This window comes from Cognataquiflexum nitidum (assembly GCF_022538055.1).
In the GTDB taxonomy this organism is placed as follows: domain Bacteria; phylum Bacteroidota; class Bacteroidia; order Cytophagales; family Cyclobacteriaceae; genus Cognataquiflexum; species Cognataquiflexum nitidum.
The window spans coordinates 1-20,901 of record NZ_JAKZAM010000003.1 but is presented as its reverse complement, the minus strand read 5'-3'; the positions used below and the strand labels follow the sequence as shown (position 1 = coordinate 20,901).

At 42.6% G+C, this 20,901-nt stretch carries 15 protein-coding genes; 9 read left to right on the top strand and 6 right to left on the bottom strand.

All coding sequences use genetic code 11. The annotated features are described in order from the left end of the window. Positions 1 to 110: 110 nt before the first annotated feature. Entirely contained in the window at positions 111 to 1,043 is a 933-nt protein-coding gene (locus MMU07_RS02400) for a dihydrodipicolinate synthase family protein (RefSeq protein ID WP_241124239.1), read from the bottom strand. Positions 1,044 to 1,498: 455 nt separating this feature from the next. Further along, on the bottom strand, positions 1,499 to 3,853 hold the full coding sequence (locus MMU07_RS02395) for a TonB-dependent receptor (RefSeq protein WP_241124238.1): 2,355 nt from the start codon (positions 3,851 to 3,853) through the stop codon (positions 1,499 to 1,501). 230 nt (positions 3,854 to 4,083) lie between these two features. Between MMU07_RS02395 and MMU07_RS02390 the strand changes: the two genes are divergently transcribed. The 6 genes from MMU07_RS02390 to rlmN all read left to right on the top strand — a co-directional run bounded on the left by MMU07_RS02390 (position 4,084) and on the right by rlmN (position 11,317). After that, on the top strand, positions 4,084 to 5,064 hold the full coding sequence (locus MMU07_RS02390) for a S41 family peptidase (protein ID WP_241124237.1): 981 nt from the start codon (positions 4,084 to 4,086) through the stop codon (positions 5,062 to 5,064). 113 nt (positions 5,065 to 5,177) lie between these two features. Next, positions 5,178 to 6,332 carry an acyltransferase family protein gene (locus MMU07_RS02385; protein WP_241124236.1) on the top strand — a complete coding sequence of 385 codons (1,155 nt, stop codon included), beginning with the start codon at positions 5,178 to 5,180 and terminating at the stop codon, positions 6,330 to 6,332. A 120-nt stretch (positions 6,333 to 6,452) separates the two neighbouring features. After that, positions 6,453 to 7,955 carry a Gfo/Idh/MocA family protein gene (locus MMU07_RS02380; protein WP_241124235.1) on the top strand — a complete coding sequence of 501 codons (1,503 nt, stop codon included), beginning with the start codon at positions 6,453 to 6,455 and terminating at the stop codon, positions 7,953 to 7,955. Positions 7,956 to 8,123: 168 nt separating this feature from the next. Next, positions 8,124 to 9,065: a TIM barrel protein gene (locus tag MMU07_RS02375; RefSeq protein WP_241124234.1), complete on the top strand. Its 942-nt coding sequence runs from the start codon at positions 8,124 to 8,126 to the stop codon at positions 9,063 to 9,065. A gap of 184 nt (positions 9,066 to 9,249) precedes the next feature. Continuing rightward, positions 9,250 to 10,146, top strand: coding sequence for a restriction endonuclease (locus tag MMU07_RS02370; RefSeq protein ID WP_241124233.1), 897 nt, complete (start codon positions 9,250 to 9,252; stop codon positions 10,144 to 10,146). Between the two features lie 109 nt (positions 10,147 to 10,255). Continuing rightward, positions 10,256 to 11,317 carry a dual-specificity RNA methyltransferase RlmN gene (gene rlmN, locus MMU07_RS02365; protein ID WP_241124232.1) on the top strand — a complete coding sequence of 354 codons (1,062 nt, stop codon included), beginning with the start codon at positions 10,256 to 10,258 and terminating at the stop codon, positions 11,315 to 11,317. 118 nt (positions 11,318 to 11,435) lie between these two features. On the opposite strand, the gene MMU07_RS02360 is transcribed toward rlmN, so the two are convergent. Genes MMU07_RS02360 through MMU07_RS02345 form a run of 4 tightly spaced genes read right to left on the bottom strand, consistent with a single transcriptional unit; the run spans position 11,436 to position 15,447 of the window. After that, positions 11,436 to 12,365, bottom strand: a complete 930-nt coding sequence (locus MMU07_RS02360; RefSeq protein ID WP_241124231.1) for a rhomboid family intramembrane serine protease — start codon at positions 12,363 to 12,365, stop codon at positions 11,436 to 11,438. 8 nt (positions 12,366 to 12,373) lie between these two features. After that, entirely contained in the window at positions 12,374 to 13,165 is a 792-nt protein-coding gene (locus MMU07_RS02355) for a rhomboid family intramembrane serine protease (protein ID WP_241124230.1), read from the bottom strand. Between the two features lie 3 nt (positions 13,166 to 13,168). Continuing rightward, positions 13,169 to 15,040, bottom strand: a complete 1,872-nt coding sequence (gene mutL, locus MMU07_RS02350; protein ID WP_241124229.1) for a DNA mismatch repair endonuclease MutL — start codon at positions 15,038 to 15,040, stop codon at positions 13,169 to 13,171. Further along, complete coding sequence (locus tag MMU07_RS02345) at positions 15,037 to 15,447, bottom strand: hypothetical protein (RefSeq protein ID WP_241124228.1); 411 nt, start codon at positions 15,445 to 15,447, stop codon at positions 15,037 to 15,039. Before MMU07_RS02345 ends, mutL begins: the two co-directional genes overlap by 4 nt. A gap of 164 nt (positions 15,448 to 15,611) precedes the next feature. On the opposite strand from MMU07_RS02345, the gene MMU07_RS02340 reads away from it, so the two are divergent. The 3 genes from MMU07_RS02340 (at position 15,612) to MMU07_RS02330 (ending at position 20,671) form a co-directional block, all read left to right on the top strand. Next, entirely contained in the window at positions 15,612 to 18,587 is a 2,976-nt protein-coding gene (locus tag MMU07_RS02340; RefSeq protein ID WP_241124227.1) for a glycoside hydrolase family 3 N-terminal domain-containing protein, read from the top strand. A 140-nt stretch (positions 18,588 to 18,727) separates the two neighbouring features. After that, a complete protein-coding gene (gene bshA, locus MMU07_RS02335) occupies positions 18,728 to 19,885 on the top strand; it encodes an N-acetyl-alpha-D-glucosaminyl L-malate synthase BshA (protein ID WP_241124226.1) in 1,158 nt (385 codons plus the stop codon). A gap of 135 nt (positions 19,886 to 20,020) precedes the next feature. Continuing rightward, positions 20,021 to 20,671, top strand: a complete 651-nt coding sequence (locus tag MMU07_RS02330; RefSeq protein ID WP_241124225.1) for a sterol desaturase family protein — start codon at positions 20,021 to 20,023, stop codon at positions 20,669 to 20,671. Positions 20,672 to 20,901: the final 230 nt, after the last annotated feature.

The window sequence follows — 20,901 nt, the reverse complement described above, 5'->3', positions numbered from 1 at the left end:
CAAACGGGACGGAAGGCCGAAGTCGGAAGACAGATGTACCGGGCTTTTAAGTCCGCATACCAGAATTAGAATAGATATCTTATTTACTGGCATCATTGCGAACATACATTTTAAACATTTCTGATATTCAGGAGAATTCTTTCCAGGTTTTGAATGATGTCTTCCTTGTGCTTTCTGTCCACGGGAAGTAGCGGAGGCGCAAGATGGGGTTCACAAATCCCCAAAAAATAGAGACTTTCCTTGACGCCGCAAAGGTAGCTTGAACTCTTTGGACTGGAATTGTATAGGCCGTTTGAAATCTCCAAAATGAGAGATTGGATCTGATCGACTTTCTCAAAATCCCTCGCTTTTGCAGCCTCAAACATCTTGACATACAGCGAAGGGAAAATATTGGCACCGCCATTGACTCCTCCGTCCGCGCCTGAAAGGATGGCCTGCGCCAACATTTCTTCAGGGCCGACAAGCAAGGAAAATTCAGGGTATTCCTGTTTGATGGGGATCAATTTCTGGAAGTAAACGCCATTGCCCGAACTGTCTTTCAATCCGATGATATTGGCATGTTTTGCCAGCTTCAGCACCGTTTCGGGAGCAATGGTAGACTTGGTCATCACCGGATAATTGTACAAAAACAAAGGCAGCGGACTATGGTCGGCTAGCTTCACATAGTAATGGAAAATATCATCTTGATCCAAAGCAAAATAATAGGGCAATGCAGCTACCACTGCTACAGCGCCGTTTTCCTTGGCAGACCTTGCCAGTTTGAGACTGACTTCCAAAGCTGTATGGGTAATTCCCACAAAAACGGGCGTTTTTCCATTGGCCTCTTTGCAGGAGATTTCGATCAGGTCTTTTTTTATTGCAGGCTTGAGGCTTGCGGCTTCACCGGTAGTCCCAAGAATGAAAATACCCTGAACGCCACCGTTGACCAAGTGTTTGACGACCCTTTCGACGCCCTTTTTGTCCAATTCCCCATTGGAAAGTAGAGGTGTCACCATCGGAACCATGATGCCTTCAAAGGCCGGGACATTGCTGCTTTCAATCATTATTTAAGGTTTAAAGAAGAATATCAAAGATTAGCCCATTATAATTTGGGAAGGCTCACAATTTATAAAATTAAATATGATTTTCCTTCTGGCACTCTTACAGACCCCTTATTTATCAGAGATTGAACACGGTAGTTCCTCCGTCATCCGGAGTCCTCAGCATTTTAATTTTTAACGATGTTATGTCGGAGTCGTCACACTGATCCGCCGCGGCGGAGAAGTGTCTCATTATTCTGAGATCTTTCATCCTCGTACCTCGGATTCAAGATGACGCACCACCAACCGTCATTCCTTTCTGAAAATTAGGATTTACCGATTACAAAAATCCAAAAAGTTTACACCACAAAAGTAAATGAGTTTACATTACGAACGTAAACTAGTTTACGCCTACAAAGTAAACTTCAATACCCGCGTTTTTTAATTTCTGGGAATCAAAAGAAATACATGATCCTCAATCAAAAATTAAACTTGGCGCTCAACAAGAATATCCTTGTTTCCATCTTGGAATAGAAATCCTGTGAAAATGCCGCAGTCCTGTTTTCACCGGCAAATCTCCTCGTATCGAAAATATCTCTTACACTCAGAGCGAGGCTTCCTCTGTTTTTGAAGAAGTTTTTCATTACGTTGGCATCAATAAAATATTGGGCTAAATCCCTTCCTTGGGCTTCGATTTCGGGAGAATCATAATTGGCCACGATCTGGAAATTGATTCCCCAAGGAAGTTTGAAGTCACTTGTGAGTTTGGTGTTCCAGGCAAAACCTTTGTTGATCGCTCCATTTTCGACATTGGAACCATCCACAATGATCCTAAACATGGTCAGACCACCGCTGACATTCCACCATGGCGTGATTTCCCCCAGGCCAATCAACTCTAATCCATAAGATACCGCCGTGTTCAGATTTTCAGGCTGAATGTAGGAAATCCCATCCTTAATGATGGTAATCATGTCTTCCTGCCCATCTACATGTCTGAAAAATGCATTGGTGGTAAAGCTTGATTTTGCCCTGTTGAGCATGTGGCCAAACTCGAGTGAATGGATTTTCTCCGGCTGAAGGTTTGGATTGCCCCTTCGGATACTGAGTGAATCGGTGATGTCAGGAAATGGATTGAGTCTCCAAGGTCTTGGCCGGTCGATCCTTCTGCTGTAGGTAAATTTCAGGGAATTTTCCTCATCCATTTTGTACAGCACTTGCGCACTTGGAAACAGATTGAGGTAATTCTGCCGGTTGATCTCATTGGTATTGATCAGTTCGGTGTTGAGATTGGTATATTCTCCCCTCAGTCCAAAAGAATAATCAATTTTTTCGGAAGATGCCGCGTAGATAAAGTATCCCGCATAAACCTGGTCTTTGTAGATAAACCTATTGCTGACATTGGGGTCGGTAACAAAATCCTGGTTGCCCTCCTGAAATCTCTGGAAAATGAAATCATTGTCAAACTCCCTCAAAATGGATTTCAGGCCTGTTTCTATTTTCTTTTGCTCAGAAATAGGATGGATATAATCTGCCTGAAAAACGTAAATGTTTCTAGTTTCATCCGTAAATCCCCGCTCCTGACCGGTGCGGTTTTCTTCATTTGCGTCAGTCGAATTATTGAAAATATCAATATTCTGAACCTTGTATTGGTTTCTGTAAGAACTGCTCGCCAAAAATCGGAATGACTGATCGGGGTTGTCAAATGTCCTTTCGTAGATAATGGCATTGTCCACACCGTCATCGTCTTCGGTCTCATTATTTCTCCTAACAAAATCCAAAATAGGTTCTCCCGTAGAATTCCTGCTGAGTTGGGAATACAAAGTGTTGATCTGACTGTCCACATTGGTAGTGAAAACCCCTTCGTAGCTGATGATATTCTTGCCAAAATAATAATCCCCGCCATAGTTGAAAGTATGTCCGATATTTTGGGATTCCATGTCGGTTTCCTGTAGGAGGCGTTCATCTTCTTCGAAAAGTATCCTGTCGGAAGTTCTTTTACCGACATTTCTCCAATCTCTGAAATTGTATCCCCCGTAAAGATTGTACTTGAAAGTCCGGTGGTTGAACCTCGCTCCGGTATTCATCCTTCCCCTTGTTCCATAAGTAAGTTCTGCACTTCCATTGGTGCCGAGGTCTTCTCCTTTTTTGAGGATAATGTCTATCACACCGCCTTCAGCATCCGCGTCAAACCTTGCATTGGGGTTGTTGATGATTTTGATTTGCTCCACAGCACTTGCAGGCAGCTGATCAAGATTTTGTGTCAAAGATGAGTTTCGTCCATTGATGAGGATGTTGGTTCCGGTACTTCCCCTCAGCGCAATCGTACCATCATCACTGACACTGATCGAAGGCGTGTTTCTCAGGATGTCAAGCAAGGTACCTCCGAGGTTAGACATATTGGCTTCTGGGTTGATGGTGATGCCTTCCACATCCGCGCGAAATGGGAATTTGGTGGATTGTACCACGACTTCTTCCAAATTTTGGTTTTCACTTTTGACCTCGATTTTTCCAAGATCGGTATTGCCGTTCAAGCGAATGTCGGTAATGGTTTTCTTGTCATACCCAATCAGGTAGAAATTCAATTCATAATTGCCATTTGGTGCAGAAAGTGAAAATTCCCCATTGTCTTTGGTATCGGAAAAAGTCAACGGAGTATCAGCACCCGGCTTGAAGAGAGCGACTTGCATAAAGAGCACCGGCTGTTTGGAATCAGCATCGATGACTGTTCCTTTGATCGTAAATGATTGATCCTGTCCATTTGAAATGAATGGTAAAAAACAAAATATGCTTAAAAGCAAATAATTGGGAAAGCTTAAGCAGGGGAGAAATTTCATTGAAATAGAATTTGAAAATTAAAATTTTGCATGCTTATATTAACCCAGCTTTACTTAAAGAAGTTAGGTATAATCATGATTTTTATTCAAAAGGGAAATAAATCACATCAACGGAATATTAAATCATTGCCATTCAATAAAAAAATCATCATCCAAGATTTCAAAAAATTCTTTGAATTTTTGAATTTAACAGTATATTTTATAATATTCTAAGATATAACGGGAACCATATGAAGCGATTTTTTTCAATACTAGCTATCGTTGTGCTGACTTTTTCCTGTCAGGAAACTGAGGATAAAAATGAAGAAACTATTTCTCCAGAAGCAGAGGCCTTTTTGAATGAATTTCTTCAGGTGGTTGAAAATGATTTTTTGGATTCATATAGCTACAATTATACTATAAAGAAATCCCAAATTGATCAGGCAATATCGGATTTGACCAAGGGTGCCAGGAAAATCGAGGATATTTATGCCGCAATAGATAAAGTGTTTGAGCTGATTGGGGATGAGAAAGGTTATGTGGTCAACTCAAGAGGGGAAATTGTAGCAGGAGACAAAAATGCCTTTGATTGTATTCTAGGGCAAAAGCAAACACCCTCTTTACCCAAAAACATAGCGTATTTGGACATTCCTACCTCCCGTTTAAGTCCCGAAGATTTGGCTATTGCCATTCAGGATCAAATTAGGTCAAGAGAATTGGAAGGGACAGATGCTTGGATCATAGACCTCAGAAGCCTGACAGAAGGGAGCTTTGAAGGAATGTTGGCCGGATTGGGGCCTTTGCTTGGAGAAGGGGTTTTGGGGGCATTTTTTTATAATGACAATAAAAAGGAACAGTGGGAATATACAAACGGCGCATCCTTTATAGGTGGTGTCCAAAAAGTGACCGTTCCAAATGCATTGGAAGTCTTGTCTCCTTTACCTAAAGTTGCGGTCTTGATTGACAGGTCTACATGTAGGGAAGGCGAACAATTATTTGCCGCAATACTTAAAAGGCCCAACACCCAAAGCTTCGGCAATACCACAGCAGGAAGGGCTTTTCTGGAAGGACAACAAAGCCTGGCAGAAGGGCATAAGCTTCATTTTGTAAAAGCTTTGCTGATGGACAGGGAAAACAGCCTGACAATTTTCCCAAATCTGCACCCTGATGGCAATTCTTCTGTTACTGTAAATTTTGATGATGTATTTGAATGGCTGGGAATTGAAGATTGATTAGTTTTATTCAGTCCCAAAAAATCATGTCCAAAAACATCTGATAATTTCTAAGAAAGCCTTACCCCTGTTATATTTAAAGGAAAGAATCTTTGGATAAAAAATCTAAAATCATGCGAAGACAAGACTTAGACTGGCTAAGAGTTATCGTTTTTGGATTGTTGATTTTTTACCATGTGGGGATGTTTTTCGTCCCTTGGGGTTGGCATATCAAAAATGACATCATCTATCCCAACCTTCGTTGGCCGATGCTTTTTGTAAACCAATGGCGTCTGCCCATCCTGTTTGTGATTTCGGGAATGGGCACATATTACGCACTTTCAAAAAGAAGCAGCGGAGCTTTTGCCAAAGAAAGAATTGCAAGGCTGCTGATTCCATTGATCGCCGGAATTATCCTGATAGTACCGCCACAGGTATACTTTGAGCGCTTGGACAAGGGACAGTTCAGTGGAGGGTATTTCGACTTTTGGCCTTCGGAAGCATTTATCGGAGTCTATCCGGAAGGAAATTTCTCCTGGCACCACCTTTGGTTTTTGCCTTATCTGCTGTTGTTTTCTTTGGTTTTGATTCCGGTCTTTTTGTACCTCAGAGACCATCCACAGGCGGGGATTCTGAGAGGAATGCGCAAGTTGGCGGCAAAACCATTTGGCTTATTTTGGCTGGTGATTCCGCTTTATATCTGGGAATCTTTGGTGGAACCATTCTTTCCGTCTACCCATGCTTTGGTCGGGGATTGGTTCAATATCATCAATTTCATCACTTTCTTTTTCTATGGTTTTCTGTTGATATCCGTTAAGGATATCTTTTGGAAAGCAGTGGAGGGAAACCGTCGAAAATACCTTTATCTAGGTTTGGTCGGATTTACGCTGATGGTTGGTTTGAGGCAGCTTTATGAAGATTCGACTTTGGTGCATTTTGTCGAGGCGGGTTTTAAAGTCATCAACCTTTGGGCTTGGATTTTGGTACTCTTTGGCTATGCTGCCGCTTACCTCAACAAGCCAAGTGCGCAACTTACTTATGCCAACGAGGCTGTTTATCCGTTTTACATCCTCCATCAGACCATCACCATCACATTGGGATATTTCCTGATGCATGCAGATTTGGGACTTTTTGTCAAATTTTCTCTTATGTCTATCGGAACTTTTGGGATAGCCTGGCTGATCTACGAATTCGGTATCAGGAGATGGAATTGGGTCAGGCCCTTGTTTGGGTTGAAGGGGAAGGTTAAAGTGGTTTCAATGAATTCTTTGAAGAATTCTGTTTCCTGAACCTCTGATTTTTAATTGAGAATTTATATTTAGTAAGTCAGTGGAAATAGAAAAATATTTCCTGATTTTGATTCTTGGCTCCAACTGCCTAAATTATTGACCTTCAATAACGTAAGCCCAATGGATCAATCGAATAAAATCAACCGAAGAGAATTTATCGGTTCGGCAGCTGCAGTAGCAGCGACCATCTCCATCGTCCCATCCCATGTTATCGCCGGAAGCGGCAAGATTCCTCCCTCTGATCAGATTACCGTGGCCAACATTGGCTGCGGCACCCAAGGCCTGCGTGAAATGGGGGATTTGCTCCAAAACCCAAAAGTCAGGGTGGTGGCAGTCTGTGATTCCAACAAATACAGCACCGGCTATATCGATTGGTCCGCCAATGGCATCCGCAAAGTCTTGGGAGATGACACTTGGTGGGACAATGTTCCCGGAATCCCCGGAGGCCGGGATGTCGGACAGGCTTATGTGGAGCAATATTACGGCAAGAACAAACCTGCCAAAAAATACAAGGGCTGCGCCTCCTATGAAGATTTCAGGGAAATGTTTGCCAAAGAAAAAGGGATCGATGCCGTCAAAATCATGACACCCGACCATACCCATGCGCCGATTGCTTTGGCGGCCATGGCTCAGGGAATCCATGTGGTGACCCACAAACCGATTTCCAACCGGCTATTGGAAGGAAGAAAAGTCATCGAAAAAGCAAAGGAAACCGGGGTGATTACCCATCTTTTGGCTTGGTCAGACCGACCTGAATACCGGCAGTTGAAAGCTTGGATGGATGAAGGTCTGATCGGCGACCTGACCGAAATCCACAATTGGTCTTACCGTCCTGTGTGGCAACAGTGGACCAAAAGACCGACCGAACCGAAGCCAATTCCTGCAGGATTTAATTGGGACCTGTGGCTCGGGCCTGTACCTGACATGCCCTATCATCCCAACTATACCCACAATGTCTTCCGTGGATGGTATGAGTTTGGTGGAGGTTCTGTGGCAGACATGGGACATTACAGTTTGTTTCCCCTTTTTGAAACTTTGGGAATCACCAAATCCCCTTTGAGTGCAAGGGCTTTCGGTACCACTTCCCGCGAGGAAATCAACCAAGTCTATCAATGGGTCAAAAACGATGTCGCATTTCCCGCGAGCAGTATGATCAAATGGAGGTTTCCCGAACAGGCAGCATTGCCGGCATTTGACCTGTTTTGGTACGATGGGGGGATGAAGCCATTTGCATGCGAGGAACTAGAAATGGATGGCAGGGATACTCCCGAAGAAGGTTTGATGCTTGTGGGGACAAAAGGTAAAATCCTCGGTGGTTTCAGGGGTGAAAATCCCGTGTTGCTTCCTGAAAGCAAAATGAGCCAAAGACCTGCTTCGGAGCGGATAGATTCAAGGGCGGTTGTGCGTAATACTGACGCTTGGGTCGAAGCCATCTTGTCGGGCCAACAGACTCCAGGAAGTTTTATCCGTGCCCAAACCATCACCGATACCATCAATCTCGGGGCAGTAGCCTTGCGGGCAAATAAAAAAGTGGACTTTGACGCCGCTACCCTTAAAATCACCAATGATGAAAATGCCAATAAATTCCTGACACGTGACTACAGACCCGGTTGGGAAATCTGATTTCATATATTAAAAAGTAAATGAAAAAAGATTCATGGTTCAATGCTAAAAAGTCGCTGACATCGGTCTTCCGTCTTCCGACTTCCAACTGTTTTGGATCAGAATTTCCGGCTTATAGGTCCGATTTGAGTGCCTAAAGAATTAACTTTTAACCAACCCTTCCAAAACATGAAAGACAGAAGAAATTTCCTAAAAACAACAGGAGTCGCTGCAGCAGCACTGACTTTTGGCCTTCCCCAATTTGCATTTTCTATGAAAAATGAAGATCCCTTATTCAAGATTTCACTCGCCGAATGGTCGGTAAACAGGTTGCTTTTCGCCGGAAAAATGGACCACCTCGACTTTGCCATGCTTTCCAAGAAGCACGGCATCGATGCGGTGGAATATGTCAACCAGTTCTTTATGGACAAAGCCAAAGACATGAACTACCTCAGGGAAATGAAAACCCGTGCAGAAGGCGAGGGAGTCACTTCGGTTTTGATCATGTGTGACAGAGAAGGCATGCTGGGTGCAGCCACATCCGAAGAGCGCAAGCAGACAGTTGAGAACCATAAGAAGTGGGTGGAGGCCGCCAAGTTTTTGGGATGCCACTCGATCCGTGTCAATGCCTACACCGCAGTACCATGGAGCGAGGATCCAAAAGCTGAACAGCAGGCGATTGATGTCTGCAGTTCAGGATTGAGGCAATTGTGTGAGTTTGCCGATGATTTTGACATCAATGTAGTGATCGAAAACCATGGAGGATTTTCCAGCAATGCCAAATGGCTTGCCGAATTGATCAAACAGACCGCCCACAGAAGGGCAGGGACTTTGCCTGATTTTGGCAATTTCAGGATCCATTCAGATGACAAAAGGGTTGTTTCCTATGACTCTTATCGCGGGGTCGATGAGCTGATGCCTACGGCAAAGGGCGTAAGTCTGAAGCCAACGGTTTGGGATGACAGGGGCAAGGAATCTCCGCTGGATTACAGCAGGATGATGAAAATAGTGCTTTCTCATAACTATCATGGTTATGTGGGTATCGAGCATGGCGAAAAAGATCGTGAATGGGAAAGCATCGTCGATATCAGGAATACCATGACGGAGTTGAGGGACTTGATGAAGGGGTAACAAGGATATTTTAATTTATACAAATTAGGATTTGATATTGATTGATATTGGATATTAGTTGATATTCAAGTCCTAATTTGTCATTTGTTCCAAAATGCAAATAGCCAAATTGTTAATTCATAGGAAATCATCAATTTTCCTAGGAAGCCTAAAATTGAGTACCTCATATTATCACCCAAATAAAATGAAAGACTTAGAATTGCCGAAATTCCATGAAACATTTAATCCTATCTTGGATGTCCTAAGTAATGGAGAGAAAATCCATACAAGAGAATTACAAGAACTGGTTATACAAAAATATTATTCACATTTACCTGAAGAATTACTCAAAGAAAAAACCAAGTCTGGTGAAATTTTAATCAATAACCGTATAGCTTGGGGAAAATCTTACCTAAAGAAAGGTGGCTTTATCCATTATCCCGAAAGAGGTTTTGTTGGTATAACTGAAAAGGGATTAAACAAGAAAGGAGAATTGACTCTCGATAAAGTTGAAGATTCAGAGGATTTCTTTAAATTCTATTCGGGTGAATATTCAGGAAATTCAAATGGAATTCAAGAGATAAAAAAACTAACAAACGCTTCTCCACAGGATCTTATCGATCAAGGGTTCGGGCAGATTGAAACTGAAGTGAAAAATGAATTACTGTTCAAGTTAAAATCTCTAGACCCATATTATTTTGAAAAGGTTATTTTAATTCTGCTTAAAAAAATGGGATATGGTGACTTTGTGGAAACATCCAAGTCAGGAGATGGAGGAATTGATGGAATAATAAATGAAGATAAACTTGGCTTAGATAAGATTTTTATTCAGGCGAAAAGGTTTACAGAAAATAAAGTGAGGGAAAAAGACATTAGGAATTTTATTGGTGCAATGAGCGGGGATACAAATAAAGGTGTCTTTGTAACAACATCTTTATTTGACATTGGCGCAATCGAAAAAGCAAAAAATGCTCATCACAAAATTATTTTAATTGACGGAAATAAACTTGTTGATTTGATGCTAGAATATAAAGTTGGAGTGCAGGTGAAGGCTACTTATGAATTAAAACATTTGGATGAAGATTTCTTTATTGAACAATAAAATATTCCCCAACCTTAAACCCTAATCTTCCAATCTTCCAATTTTTCAATTTTACAATCTTCCAATCCGCCACGGCGGACAAGTTCTTTTTATCCCCTACCTTTGCAAAATGGAAGGAAGCGTAAAAAAAGACATCAGAAAATTCACCTTGGAGCAGTTGGAGGAATTTTTTATCGAAAAGGGGGAAAAGAAGTTCCGCGCCAAGCAGGTGTATGAATGGCTTTGGAACAAGTCTCTCAAAAACTTTGATGACATGAGCAACATCTCCAAGGAAACCCGGGAAATGCTCAAAGCCAACTTTATCATCAACCATATCCATGTCGACCTGATGCAGCACTCATCTGACGGTACGATCAAAAATGCAGTCAAGCTCTTTGACAGCAAAATCGTGGAATCCGTCCTGATTCCCACTTCCAAGCGGATTACAGCCTGTGTTTCTTCGCAGGTGGGTTGCAGCCTCGATTGTAATTTCTGCGCCACTGCCCGGTTGAAGCGCATGCGCAATCTCAATCCGGATGAAATCTACGATCAGGTCGTCGCCATCAAGGAAGAAGCAGAAACCTACTTCAACCGCCCCCTGACCAACATCGTCTTTATGGGCATGGGCGAACCCCTACTCAATTATGCCAATGTCATCGAAGCCATCGATAAAATCACCTCGCCCGAAGGTCTTGGTATGGCGGCGAGGAGAATTACCCTTTCGACAGTCGGCATTCCCAAAATGATCAAAAAAATGGCCGATGATGAAGTCAAGTTTAACCTTGCCATTTCGCTGCATTCTGCCATCAACGAAACCCGAAGCCGCTTGATGCCGATCAATGACGTCAATCCATTGGAGGACTTGGCGGAATCCCTGAAATATTGGTACCAAAAAACCAAGCGGAAAGTCACGTATGAATATGTGATTTGGGATGGCATCAATGACAACGAGGAACATGCCCGGGCCTTGGCCAAATTCTGCAAAATCATTCCTTCCAAAGTCAACATCATCCAATACAACCCGATCGATGAAGGGGAATTCCGTCAGGCATCCAAAGATGCCGTGGAAATGTATGTCAGAATATTGGAAAACAATGGTATCGTAGCCAAAGTCCGCAAATCCCGTGGTCAGGACATTGATGCTGCCTGTGGACAGTTGGCCAATAAAAATGAAGTTGCTCAGTTGGGGTAGATTAATCCCATCATGTTTTGGTAGAATCGGTTCTGAATAGGAAGTCGGTAATTATCAATAAGGGATGACCAAATGTAGGTCTACCAACTGATTATCGAAAAACTGTCCATCCAAAAACCTACTTCTTACTGAATTCAAAAAGTTTGCGTTTCTCTTCTTTACTGAGGGCATCATATCCTTTGGCAGCGATTTTGTCCAAAATCAAGTCAATTTCCTCTTGGGTAGCGACTTCAACTTTCGTTGCGGTGGGTTTCGTGGAAGATGTCTTGGAATAATCCTGTCCGGAAGAATAGGTTTTGCTCTTGCGGTAGGTGACTTTTACGGAAGATTTTCTGGAAAATATTCCTTTGAAAAAATTCCCGATTGCCTGTATCCATGAGCCGATGTCTCTTCCTTTTTGGAGTTGATAGACATAAAGGAAGCCCAAAGCGGCCCCGCCAAGATGCGCTAATTCACCTCCTGCATTATTTCCCGTAGAATTTACAAATGCAATCAGCACGTAAAATATGGCTATATATTTAATTTTGACCGGACCTAACAATAATAAGAAAAAGGTCGTATTGGGTGCCAAAGTAGCAGCCGCCACCACCACAGCATAGACGCCTGCACTCGCTCCCAACATCCGCGCGGTAGGTAAAGAATCTGCGAAATACGGGGAGATATTGTACATCACAAGGTAAAGCACCCCACCTGCCAAGCCACCCAAAATATAGATATTGGCTAATTTTTTACTTCCGAGATATTCGGAAAGCAAAAGACCAAACCAATATAAGAACAACATATTGAAAAGGATGTGAAAAATTCCTTCGTGAAAGAACATATATGTCAATGCAGACCATGGCTGAATGATCAATTGTGGCAAATCCGCCGGCATCATCAGCAGGGACCTGAAACTCTCGTAAATATTGCCTGCCCCAGAAAAGGTTAAGATCACCCGGACAAAAACCATCACAAAAAACACCAGAATGTTGATCGCAATGATCTTGTACAAGCTGTTGTTTTGAAGCTTAAATGCGTTTTTGAGGTTATACCAGAATCCTTCGTACATAGTCAGTTTTAATAAAAATCTTTTCTACTTTTTTTCCAATAATATACCAATCCTGCACCCACGATCAAGCCACTGAGGTGTGCGAAATGGGCTACATTGTCCAGTGGGTTGTTATTAATTACGTTGTAAATCGTATAAAGACCATAAAACAAAACCAAGTATTTGGCTTTGACCGGCATAGGGGGAAACAATAAAAAGAGCTGTGTGTTTGGAAACAGCATGGCAAAAGCAATCAATACTCCAAATAAAGCGCCGGAAGCACCGACCATGGGGACATTAGCTTGGTTGTCCCGAGTGGCAGTCATATTTTCCTTTGCCCTTTGGATAAGAGCCGGATCTTCCGGATTTCGGCTATAGGCATCAATAAAATCAAATACGGCAGCTTTGAAATGGTGTCTGTTTTCTATCACAAACCGGTTGAATAGTTCTGGACTAGGCTCCTCATAAAATTCACTTATTTTATTATCGAGCTTGTTCATCTGATAAGCTGTATATCCTGAATACAATAATCCCGAACCTACACCACAGACCATCCATAAAGTGAGGATTTTTTTTGGACCCAGAAATTCCTCTAACAATGGACCAAAAATAAACAAGCCAAACATGTTACTGAAAAGGTGCCATCCATCCGCATGCATAAACATGTACGTCAAAAACTGGGTGGGAATGAACCGGTTGCTGTTGACATAATATAAAGCAAGCAGGCCATTCAGTTGTGGCATCAAAAACGCCGTCACCACATAGACTGCAACGGTTATGATTAAAATATTTTTTACTATGGGGGTGATATTTCTAAACATACACTATCTGGTAAAGAAGCCATGAATTTGATGTAAATCGATTTTGACAAAAGTTTTGTTCCCCGAAAGCCCATAGTTTGGATTTTGACAGGCAAATAGCTGACCCACGATAATCTCCATCTCTGACGTATCCAGTTTGCTGCCCCGCTTGATGGCTGATCTCCGGGCAAGTGACCTTGCGAGGTTTTCTCTTTTATCCAATGAAAGCTCGGACTTGAAGTGTTTGAACTGTTCCAGCAATCCTTCGAAAAGGGCCTTTTCATTATTGACCTGAATGTCAGCAGGCACTCCCTGGATCAAAACCGTGTCTTTGCCAAATTCCACAACTACGAAACCTAGACTCATCAGTTCCTCTTTGATGTCCATCACCAATGCAAAATCCGCCTGACTCAATTGGATATGGGGAGGAAACAGACATTGCTGCGAAGCCCCGGCAGCCTGTTGGAGCTGCTTGCGGTATCTTTCGTATAGAATCCGCTCGTGCGCCGACTGTTGATCTATGATCATCAGGCCGGTGGACATTTGAGCTACAATATAATTATTTTCAACTTGAAATGTCGCACCGGTAGCATTCCCCCCAGGAAAATGGAGAACATCTTCGTTGGCTTTAGAGGAGATGGTCAGGATTTCCTCATCTCCCAAATTTCTTATTTCCTTTCCTCTGGAAATTTCTGTGGCATTTCCCCCACCCTCAAATAGCCTTTCCCAACCTGAAACAGATTGCCTCTGATAGGCGGGACTTTGGAATGTTTTGTATTTGTTGTCCTGAGTTTGGGGATCAGGCTTAAAGGTATTTTCAGTATGGACAGCCTCGTTTTGCTCGCTATTGGATTTCCAGTTTTCGGTAAAATTCACGTCAAAGCTGAAGTCCAAGGCAGGCACCACATTGTGGGCGCCAAGTGATTGCTTGACTGCTGACCTTACGACTGCATATACCGTCCTTTCATCGTCAAACTTAATTTCTGTTTTGGTTGGATGGACATTGATATCAATATGACTTGGATCTATTTCCAAAAAAAGTACATAAAACGGCTGCATGTCGTTTGACATCAGTCCTTCAAAGGCGTTGCTGACAGCGTGGTTGAGGTAATTGTTTTTGATAAACCTGTTGTTGACAAAGAAATATTGCTCACCGCGGGTTTTTTTGGCAGATTCCGGTTTGCCGATATACCCACGGACATTCAGGTGTGGCGTTTCTTCCAGGCAGGATACCAATTGTCCCTGATAGGATTTCCCGAAAATCCCCAATATCCTATGGCTGAGTTTACCCGGCAAAAGCCTAAAAAGTTCTAGGTCGTTTTGAATAAAAGTAAACCCGATTTCCGGGTAGGAGAGTGCCACCCTTTGAAACTCTTCCACCATGTGGCGCATCTCTACGGGATTGGATTTTAGGAAATTTCTTCGGGCAGGTACATTGAAAAAAAGATTCCGAACCGATATCGAGGTTCCTTCAGGACATGAAACAAGTTCTTGTTTTTTTACCTCCGAACCTTCCATCACAATGACAGTGCCCAACTCAGCCCCGCTTTGACGGGTTTTCATTTCGACTTGGGCCACTGCGCCGATGGAGGCTAATGCTTCTCCTCGGAAACCGAATGTGCGGATCGAAAACAAATCTTCTGTATTCCGGATCTTGGAAGTAGCATGCCTCTCAAAACTCATCCTCGCATCTGTCATGGACATGCCTTTGCCATTGTCAATAACTTGAATGAGGGTTTTGCCGGCGTCTTTGACGATAACCTGCACCTGTGTGGCTTTGGCATCTACGGCATTTTCAAGGAGTTCTTTAAGGGCTGAAGCCGGCCTCTGTACTACTTCTCCCGCGGCAATTTGGTTGGCTATCGCATCCGGAAGAAGGTGAATGATGTCACTCATTGTTTGAGCCTTCCCTTAAGCTTTACAACCAATGAAACCAACAATATAGCTATGGCAAAATAAAGAAGATAATACACTGCGTCAGGACCATAATACACATATCCAAATACCAGGGCGATCAAAACCAAAAAAATCAATAACCTCAAAAATCCCGTATTCGAAAAAGGAGTGGAGGTTTTTCCCTTAATGGGACTCCCTTGAGTAAAAGCGCCTCGGATGGCAGAACCCCTGAATGAGTCATTTTCGGGATCATAGCCTTCCTCATAAGGAAGCTTTCCTTCCATCTGAAGTTCTTTTTTGATCCTAGCGGTCCTTTGTTCAATTTCCTCTTTGACAGGATCATAGAACCTAGGCTTGATATCAAACCGCATGGGTTGGGCTGTTCTGAATAAAGAAGGTAATTTCATAGGACGGTTAAATTCAATTTGGTAATCATTCAATTATAAAACATCTGTCCCAATCATCACATATTGATACTTTGGGCTTCTTTTTTTCGTATATGTTTGTACAAATTGATGTATATTGATACAAAGTTATTTTAAAATTTAAGCAATAAAAATTTAACAATAGCATGCGGGTAAAAGTTTGGGGTGTCCTCCTTGGGATGGTGGTGATTTTTCAGTCGGATGCGTTGATGGGTTGGGAGAAATCCGACTTGGATTCAAAATTGGATAAAAAGGATCCTCTGCTTTCCCAAAACCTGGGAAGGCAGATGGAGTGGGTGGACAGTGTTTTTGAGACAAATGGTTTTGAAGAAAGGTTGGGGCAATTGTTTATGGTAGCGGCTTATTCCAACAAAGATCAAAAGCATATCGACGAAATAGCCACACTTGTCCGGGAGCAAAATATTGGAGGACTGATTTTTTTTCAGGGAGGACCTGTCAGGCAGGCCAACCTGACAAACTACTACCAGTCTATAGCCAAAATGCCTCTTTTTATTGCCATGGATGCAGAATGGGGAGTCAACATGCGCTTGGATTCGATCATTGGATTTCCCAAAGCAATGACTTTGGGTGCCCTTCCTGATGAAGAACTTATCTATGAAATGGGCAAAGAAATAGCCTTTCAATTCAAAGAATTGGGGATGCACATCAATTTTGCCCCGGTGGTAGACGTCAATTCCAATCCTGAAAATCCCGTAATCGGATACAGGGCTTTTGGGGAAGAAAAAAGATTGGTTACCCGCAAATCCCTGGCTTACATGAAGGGCTTGCAGGACAATGGTGTCATGGCCAATGCCAAACATTTTCCCGGTCATGGGGACACCGAGACAGATTCTCACTATACCTTGCCTGTCATCAAGCATTCCGAGACAAGAATCAAGGATATTGATCTTTATCCCTATCGGGAATTGATCGAAAATGACCTGATGAGCGTCATGGTCGCCCACCTGCATGTGCCGAGTATGGACAGCGAAACCAACAAAGCCACTACCCTTTCGAAGTATGTCGTTACGGATTTACTGAAAAAACAAATGAATTTCAATGGCCTTGTATTTACCGATGCACTGAATATGAAGGGTGTATCCAAATACATGAAGCCGGGAGAAGTGGATTTGCATGCACTTTTGGCAGGAAATGATGTTTTGCTTTACTCTCAGGATGTTCCTAAAGCAAAAGCACTTATCCTACAGGCCATTGCTGAGGGTAAGATCAGTCAAGAGGATGTGGATGAAAAAATCAGACGAATACTCAAAGCCAAATTTTGGGCAGGATTGGACCAAAGGAGACCTGTAGAAACCTTCAAACTTGCCGAAAGAATCAACAGGCCTGAGGCAGCATTGTTGGTAGAAAAACTCTATGAAAGAGCCATTACCGTGACTTCCAACAAAGACAACCTTCTTCCATTGAGGCACCTTGATATGGAGCGAATGGCTTCCCTTACCATAGGTGGAAACGGTACTGAATTTCAGAAAAAACTGGATAAGTATGCAAGGTTTGACCATTTTGATATCAGCAAGGGTGCAGATGAGGCAAGCCTCAATGACATGGCTGCCAAACTGAAAGAATACCAAACCGTCATCGTCGGGATGATGGGAATCACCAATACCCCAAAAAGAAATTTTGGTGTAAGTCTGAGCGATTTGGAATTTGTCAAAAAATTAAGCCAAGACAAAAAGGTGATTTTGACAGTTTTTGGAAGTGCCTATTCCATCAAGTCACTGCCCGAAATGCCGCACAACATTGTAGCCTTTGAAAATAATCCAATTACCCAAAGGCTTGTGCCTGAAATTATTTTTGGAGCAAGAAATGCCTATGGAATGCTGCCTGTGTCGGCCAACCTGACCCTGAGGCAGGGAACTGGCGGATATTTGGAGGGATTGGGGAGGCTTTCCTATAGTATACCTGAGAGTCAAGGACTAGACAGTAGGAAACTTGCAAAAATTGACACGATCATGGCTAGAAGCATCGCCAAGGAAGCCTTTCCAGGTGGCGTTGTACTGGTGGCAAAAAACGGTCAGGTGGTTTTTGAGAAAGCATACGGCCACTATGATTACAAGAAAACCAAACCAGTAAACACCGAGACAGTGTACGATCTTGCATCCATCACCAAAATTTTGGCTACGACGCAGGCGGTAATGTTTCTGGAAAGTCGTGGCATGATCGACATGAACAGGCCTATAGGTCGCTATATTCCGGCATTGCAAAATTCCAACAAGGAGCAGCTGATATTAAAAGACATCCTTGCCCATGAGGCAGGTCTTGTTGCATTTATGCCCCATTATGCCAAAACAGTAGAAGCAGGACAATGGAAGTCTGAATATTACCGGCCGGTGACGGAGCAAGGTTTTTCCCTTCCGGTATCCAATGATATGTTTGCGATCAATTCTCTTCGTGACAGTATTTGGACATGGACACTGAAGTCTGATCTCAGAAAACCCGAGCCCAATAAAAGAAAATATGGATATGTCTATTCTGACCTGACCATGTACCTGATGCAGGCCTTGGTGGAAGAATTGACAAATCAACCTTTAGATGAATTTTTGGAACAAAATCTCTACGGACCCCTTGGCCTCTACTCTATGACATTCAATCCGGTCAATAAATACCCTATCGACCTTGTTGCCCCGACAGAAGACGATGTGGCATTTAGAAAAAGACAGATCCAAGGCTATGTACACGACCCGGGAGCGGCCATGTATGGAGGAGTAGCCGGCCATGCAGGACTATTTGGGAAGGCCAATGACCTCGCTGTCATGATGCAGCTGATGCTCAATGGTGGAAAATATGGAGATGTCGAATTTATAGATAAAGAAACAGTCATCGAATTTACCAAAAGGCAATCCACGCAAAGCAGAAGAGGATGGGGCTGGGACAAACCGGAACCTGAGAAGGGTAAGGGCGGAAGTGCAGGAAACCTGGCACCCAAAAGTACTTTTGGCCACACGGGATTTACAGGAACCTGCGTATGGGCAGATCCTGATAATAACCTGATTTACGTATTTCTTTCCAACCGTGTCCACCCCTACGCAGAAAACAACCTGCTACTCAAAGATGGTGTCCGTCAGGAAATCCATGATATCATTTACCAAGCCATGGACAATTGATAGGAGTGGAATACCTAGGGGAAGACAAAGAGATTTAAGCAACACAGCTTTTATATAAAAATTTTAAATCAAAAGAATTGAACAATTTAATGTATAAAGCGTGTTTAATTTTTTGTTATTAAACATTCATCTCAGCCAGCATGAAAATAGGAATCGTTTGTTATCCTACTTTTGGAGGTAGTGGAGTGGTAGCCACTGAGTTAGGCAAAGCCCTAGCCAAAGAAGGCCATCAAGTCCACTTCATCACTTACCGACAGCCTACGAGGCTCGACTTTTTCAATCAGAACCTATTCTACCATGAGGTGGATATTAAAAGCTATCCATTGTTTGAACATGCGCCTTATGAACTTGCCCTGGCAAGCAAAATGGTGAATGTCGTAAACTTTGAAAAACTTGACCTGCTCCACGTGCACTATGCGATTCCCCATGCTTCAGCGGCCTATATGGCCAAGCAAATTCTCAAAGAGCAGGGGATTTATATTCCTGTAGTCACTACACTCCACGGTACCGATATTACTTTGGTCGGCAAAGACCCAAGCTATGAACCTGTAGTCACTTTCAGCATCAACCAGTCGGATGCTGTCACAGCCGTTTCAGAGGATTTGAGGAAAGCCACTTTTGAACACTTTGATATCAAGCAAAAAATTGAGGTTATCCCAAATTTCATTGATTTGGAACGGTTTAAAAGACAAAAGAAGGAACATTTCAAACTGGCAATCTGTCCAAATGGGGAAAAACTTTTGGTCCACACTTCCAATTTCAGAAAAGTCAAGCGTGTGGAGGATGTGATCCATGTGTTTTATGAATTGAGAAAAAAGATACCTGCCAAATTGCTACTTGTCGGTGACGGTCCTGAAAGAGACAAGATGGAAAGGCTTTGTAGGGATCTTGGTACCTGTGATGATATCAGGTTTTTGGGTAAACTGGAGGCTGTGGAAGAAGTGCTCTCGGTAGCCGATCTTTTTGTGATGCCATCCGAAAAGGAGAGTTTTGGTCTTGCCGCATTGGAAGCAATGGCATGTGAGGTCCCGGTGTTGAGTTCTGATGCAGGGGGAATCCCTGAACTGAACATTGACGGAGTCACCGGATTTACCTGTAAAATCGGAGATGTGAAGACAATGACCGAAAAAGCACTCGAAATCCTTGATGACAAGAACCTTGAAGGGTTCAAAAAAAGGGCGCTTGCACGCGCACAAGAATTTGATGTTTCTAAAATACTCCCGATGTATGAGCGGGTTTATTTGAAAACTTTGGAAGAAACAAAATCCTTGAGTATGAAGTTTGCTTTGAATCAGTAGGGAATTTTTAGTTCCTAATTAAGATTATTATGTTTTAAATGTAGATTTGTGAAGTAAATAAAATATGAGTTCCGCCAAGCTTTTTAAGCTGAAGTAGGGTAAGTGATATTATTCAGTAACTCAAATATTAAAACTATGCCAACAAGTACCAGTTCATTGAAAAAAATAGGAAGGTTGGACAGGCCTGACAATATGGGTTCTGCCCAGATGTTTCAGAATCCTTTTCTGGAAAAACTTTCAAGAACCCATATTCTCATTCCGATAACCTTGTTCTTTTTGATTTCTGTAGTTTGCCTTTATTTTGCAGCAACGACTACTTCCATCTCTTTTAGTATTGGGATTTTGGTAATGCTCGCGGGAATCTTTGCCTTTACATTTGTGGAGTATATGATGCATAAGCATTTTTTTCACATGGAACCTGATACTCCGATCAAGGATAAGCTCCAATACAGCGTACATGGTGTTCACCATGACTACCCTAGGGACAAAGATAGACTTGCAATGCCTCCTTTCGTAAGTGCGGCATATGTGTTGATCTTTTATGCTGTTTTCACTCTCATTATGGGAGATTATGCCTTGTATTTCCTTCCGGGATTCTTATTCGGATACGCCGCCTACTTGGGTGTCCACTATGTCGTCCATGCATACCAGCCTCCAAAAAATTTCCTCAAAGTCCTTTGGGTAAATCATGCAGTACATCATTACAAAGACCCTGATGTAGCCTTTGGCGTCAGTTCACCTCTTTGGGACTACATCCTCGGGACAATGCCTAAAAAAGAAAAATAACATGTGTATCCGCAATGTTATGAGTTGGGCTATAGGAGATTGTATAGAATGCAGATACTCATCCACAGACGACAGTCCACTGGGTGTTTAATGGCTCCTCCAACAAATTATTGTTTGGCTTCGCGCAAGAAAGCGGATACACATAAAAAATAATATGACTCCCCCTAACTTCACACGTAAGTCTGAACTGCCGCAATAATAAGTCTGTCAAATAATTTTTCTCCGAAATA

What these genes read in the sequence shown, in the direction of transcription:
- MMU07_RS02380 (WP_241124235.1), top strand. Translation starts at nt 6,453, where the DNA reads ATGGATCAATCGAATAAAATCAACCGAAGAGAATTTATCGGTTCGGCA.
- bshA (WP_241124226.1), top strand. Translation starts at nt 18,728, where the DNA reads ATGAAAATAGGAATCGTTTGTTATCCTACTTTTGGAGGTAGTGGAGTG.
- MMU07_RS02390 (WP_241124237.1), top strand. Translation starts at nt 4,084, where the DNA reads ATGAAGCGATTTTTTTCAATACTAGCTATCGTTGTGCTGACTTTTTCC.
- MMU07_RS02355 (WP_241124230.1), bottom strand. Translation starts at nt 13,165, where the DNA reads ATGTTTAGAAATATCACCCCCATAGTAAAAAATATTTTAATCATAACC.
- MMU07_RS02360 (WP_241124231.1), bottom strand. Translation starts at nt 12,365, where the DNA reads ATGTACGAAGGATTCTGGTATAACCTCAAAAACGCATTTAAGCTTCAA.
- MMU07_RS02385 (WP_241124236.1), top strand. Translation starts at nt 5,178, where the DNA reads ATGCGAAGACAAGACTTAGACTGGCTAAGAGTTATCGTTTTTGGATTG.
- MMU07_RS02395 (WP_241124238.1), bottom strand. Translation starts at nt 3,853, where the DNA reads ATGAAATTTCTCCCCTGCTTAAGCTTTCCCAATTATTTGCTTTTAAGC.
- MMU07_RS02375 (WP_241124234.1), top strand. Translation starts at nt 8,124, where the DNA reads ATGAAAGACAGAAGAAATTTCCTAAAAACAACAGGAGTCGCTGCAGCA.
- MMU07_RS02330 (WP_241124225.1), top strand. Translation starts at nt 20,021, where the DNA reads ATGCCAACAAGTACCAGTTCATTGAAAAAAATAGGAAGGTTGGACAGG.
- MMU07_RS02340 (WP_241124227.1), top strand. Translation starts at nt 15,612, where the DNA reads ATGCGGGTAAAAGTTTGGGGTGTCCTCCTTGGGATGGTGGTGATTTTT.
- mutL (WP_241124229.1), bottom strand. Translation starts at nt 15,040, where the DNA reads ATGAGTGACATCATTCACCTTCTTCCGGATGCGATAGCCAACCAAATT.
- MMU07_RS02400 (WP_241124239.1), bottom strand. Translation starts at nt 1,043, where the DNA reads ATGATTGAAAGCAGCAATGTCCCGGCCTTTGAAGGCATCATGGTTCCG.
- MMU07_RS02370 (WP_241124233.1), top strand. Translation starts at nt 9,250, where the DNA reads ATGAAAGACTTAGAATTGCCGAAATTCCATGAAACATTTAATCCTATC.
- MMU07_RS02345 (WP_241124228.1), bottom strand. Translation starts at nt 15,447, where the DNA reads ATGAAATTACCTTCTTTATTCAGAACAGCCCAACCCATGCGGTTTGAT.
- rlmN (WP_241124232.1), top strand. Translation starts at nt 10,256, where the DNA reads ATGGAAGGAAGCGTAAAAAAAGACATCAGAAAATTCACCTTGGAGCAG.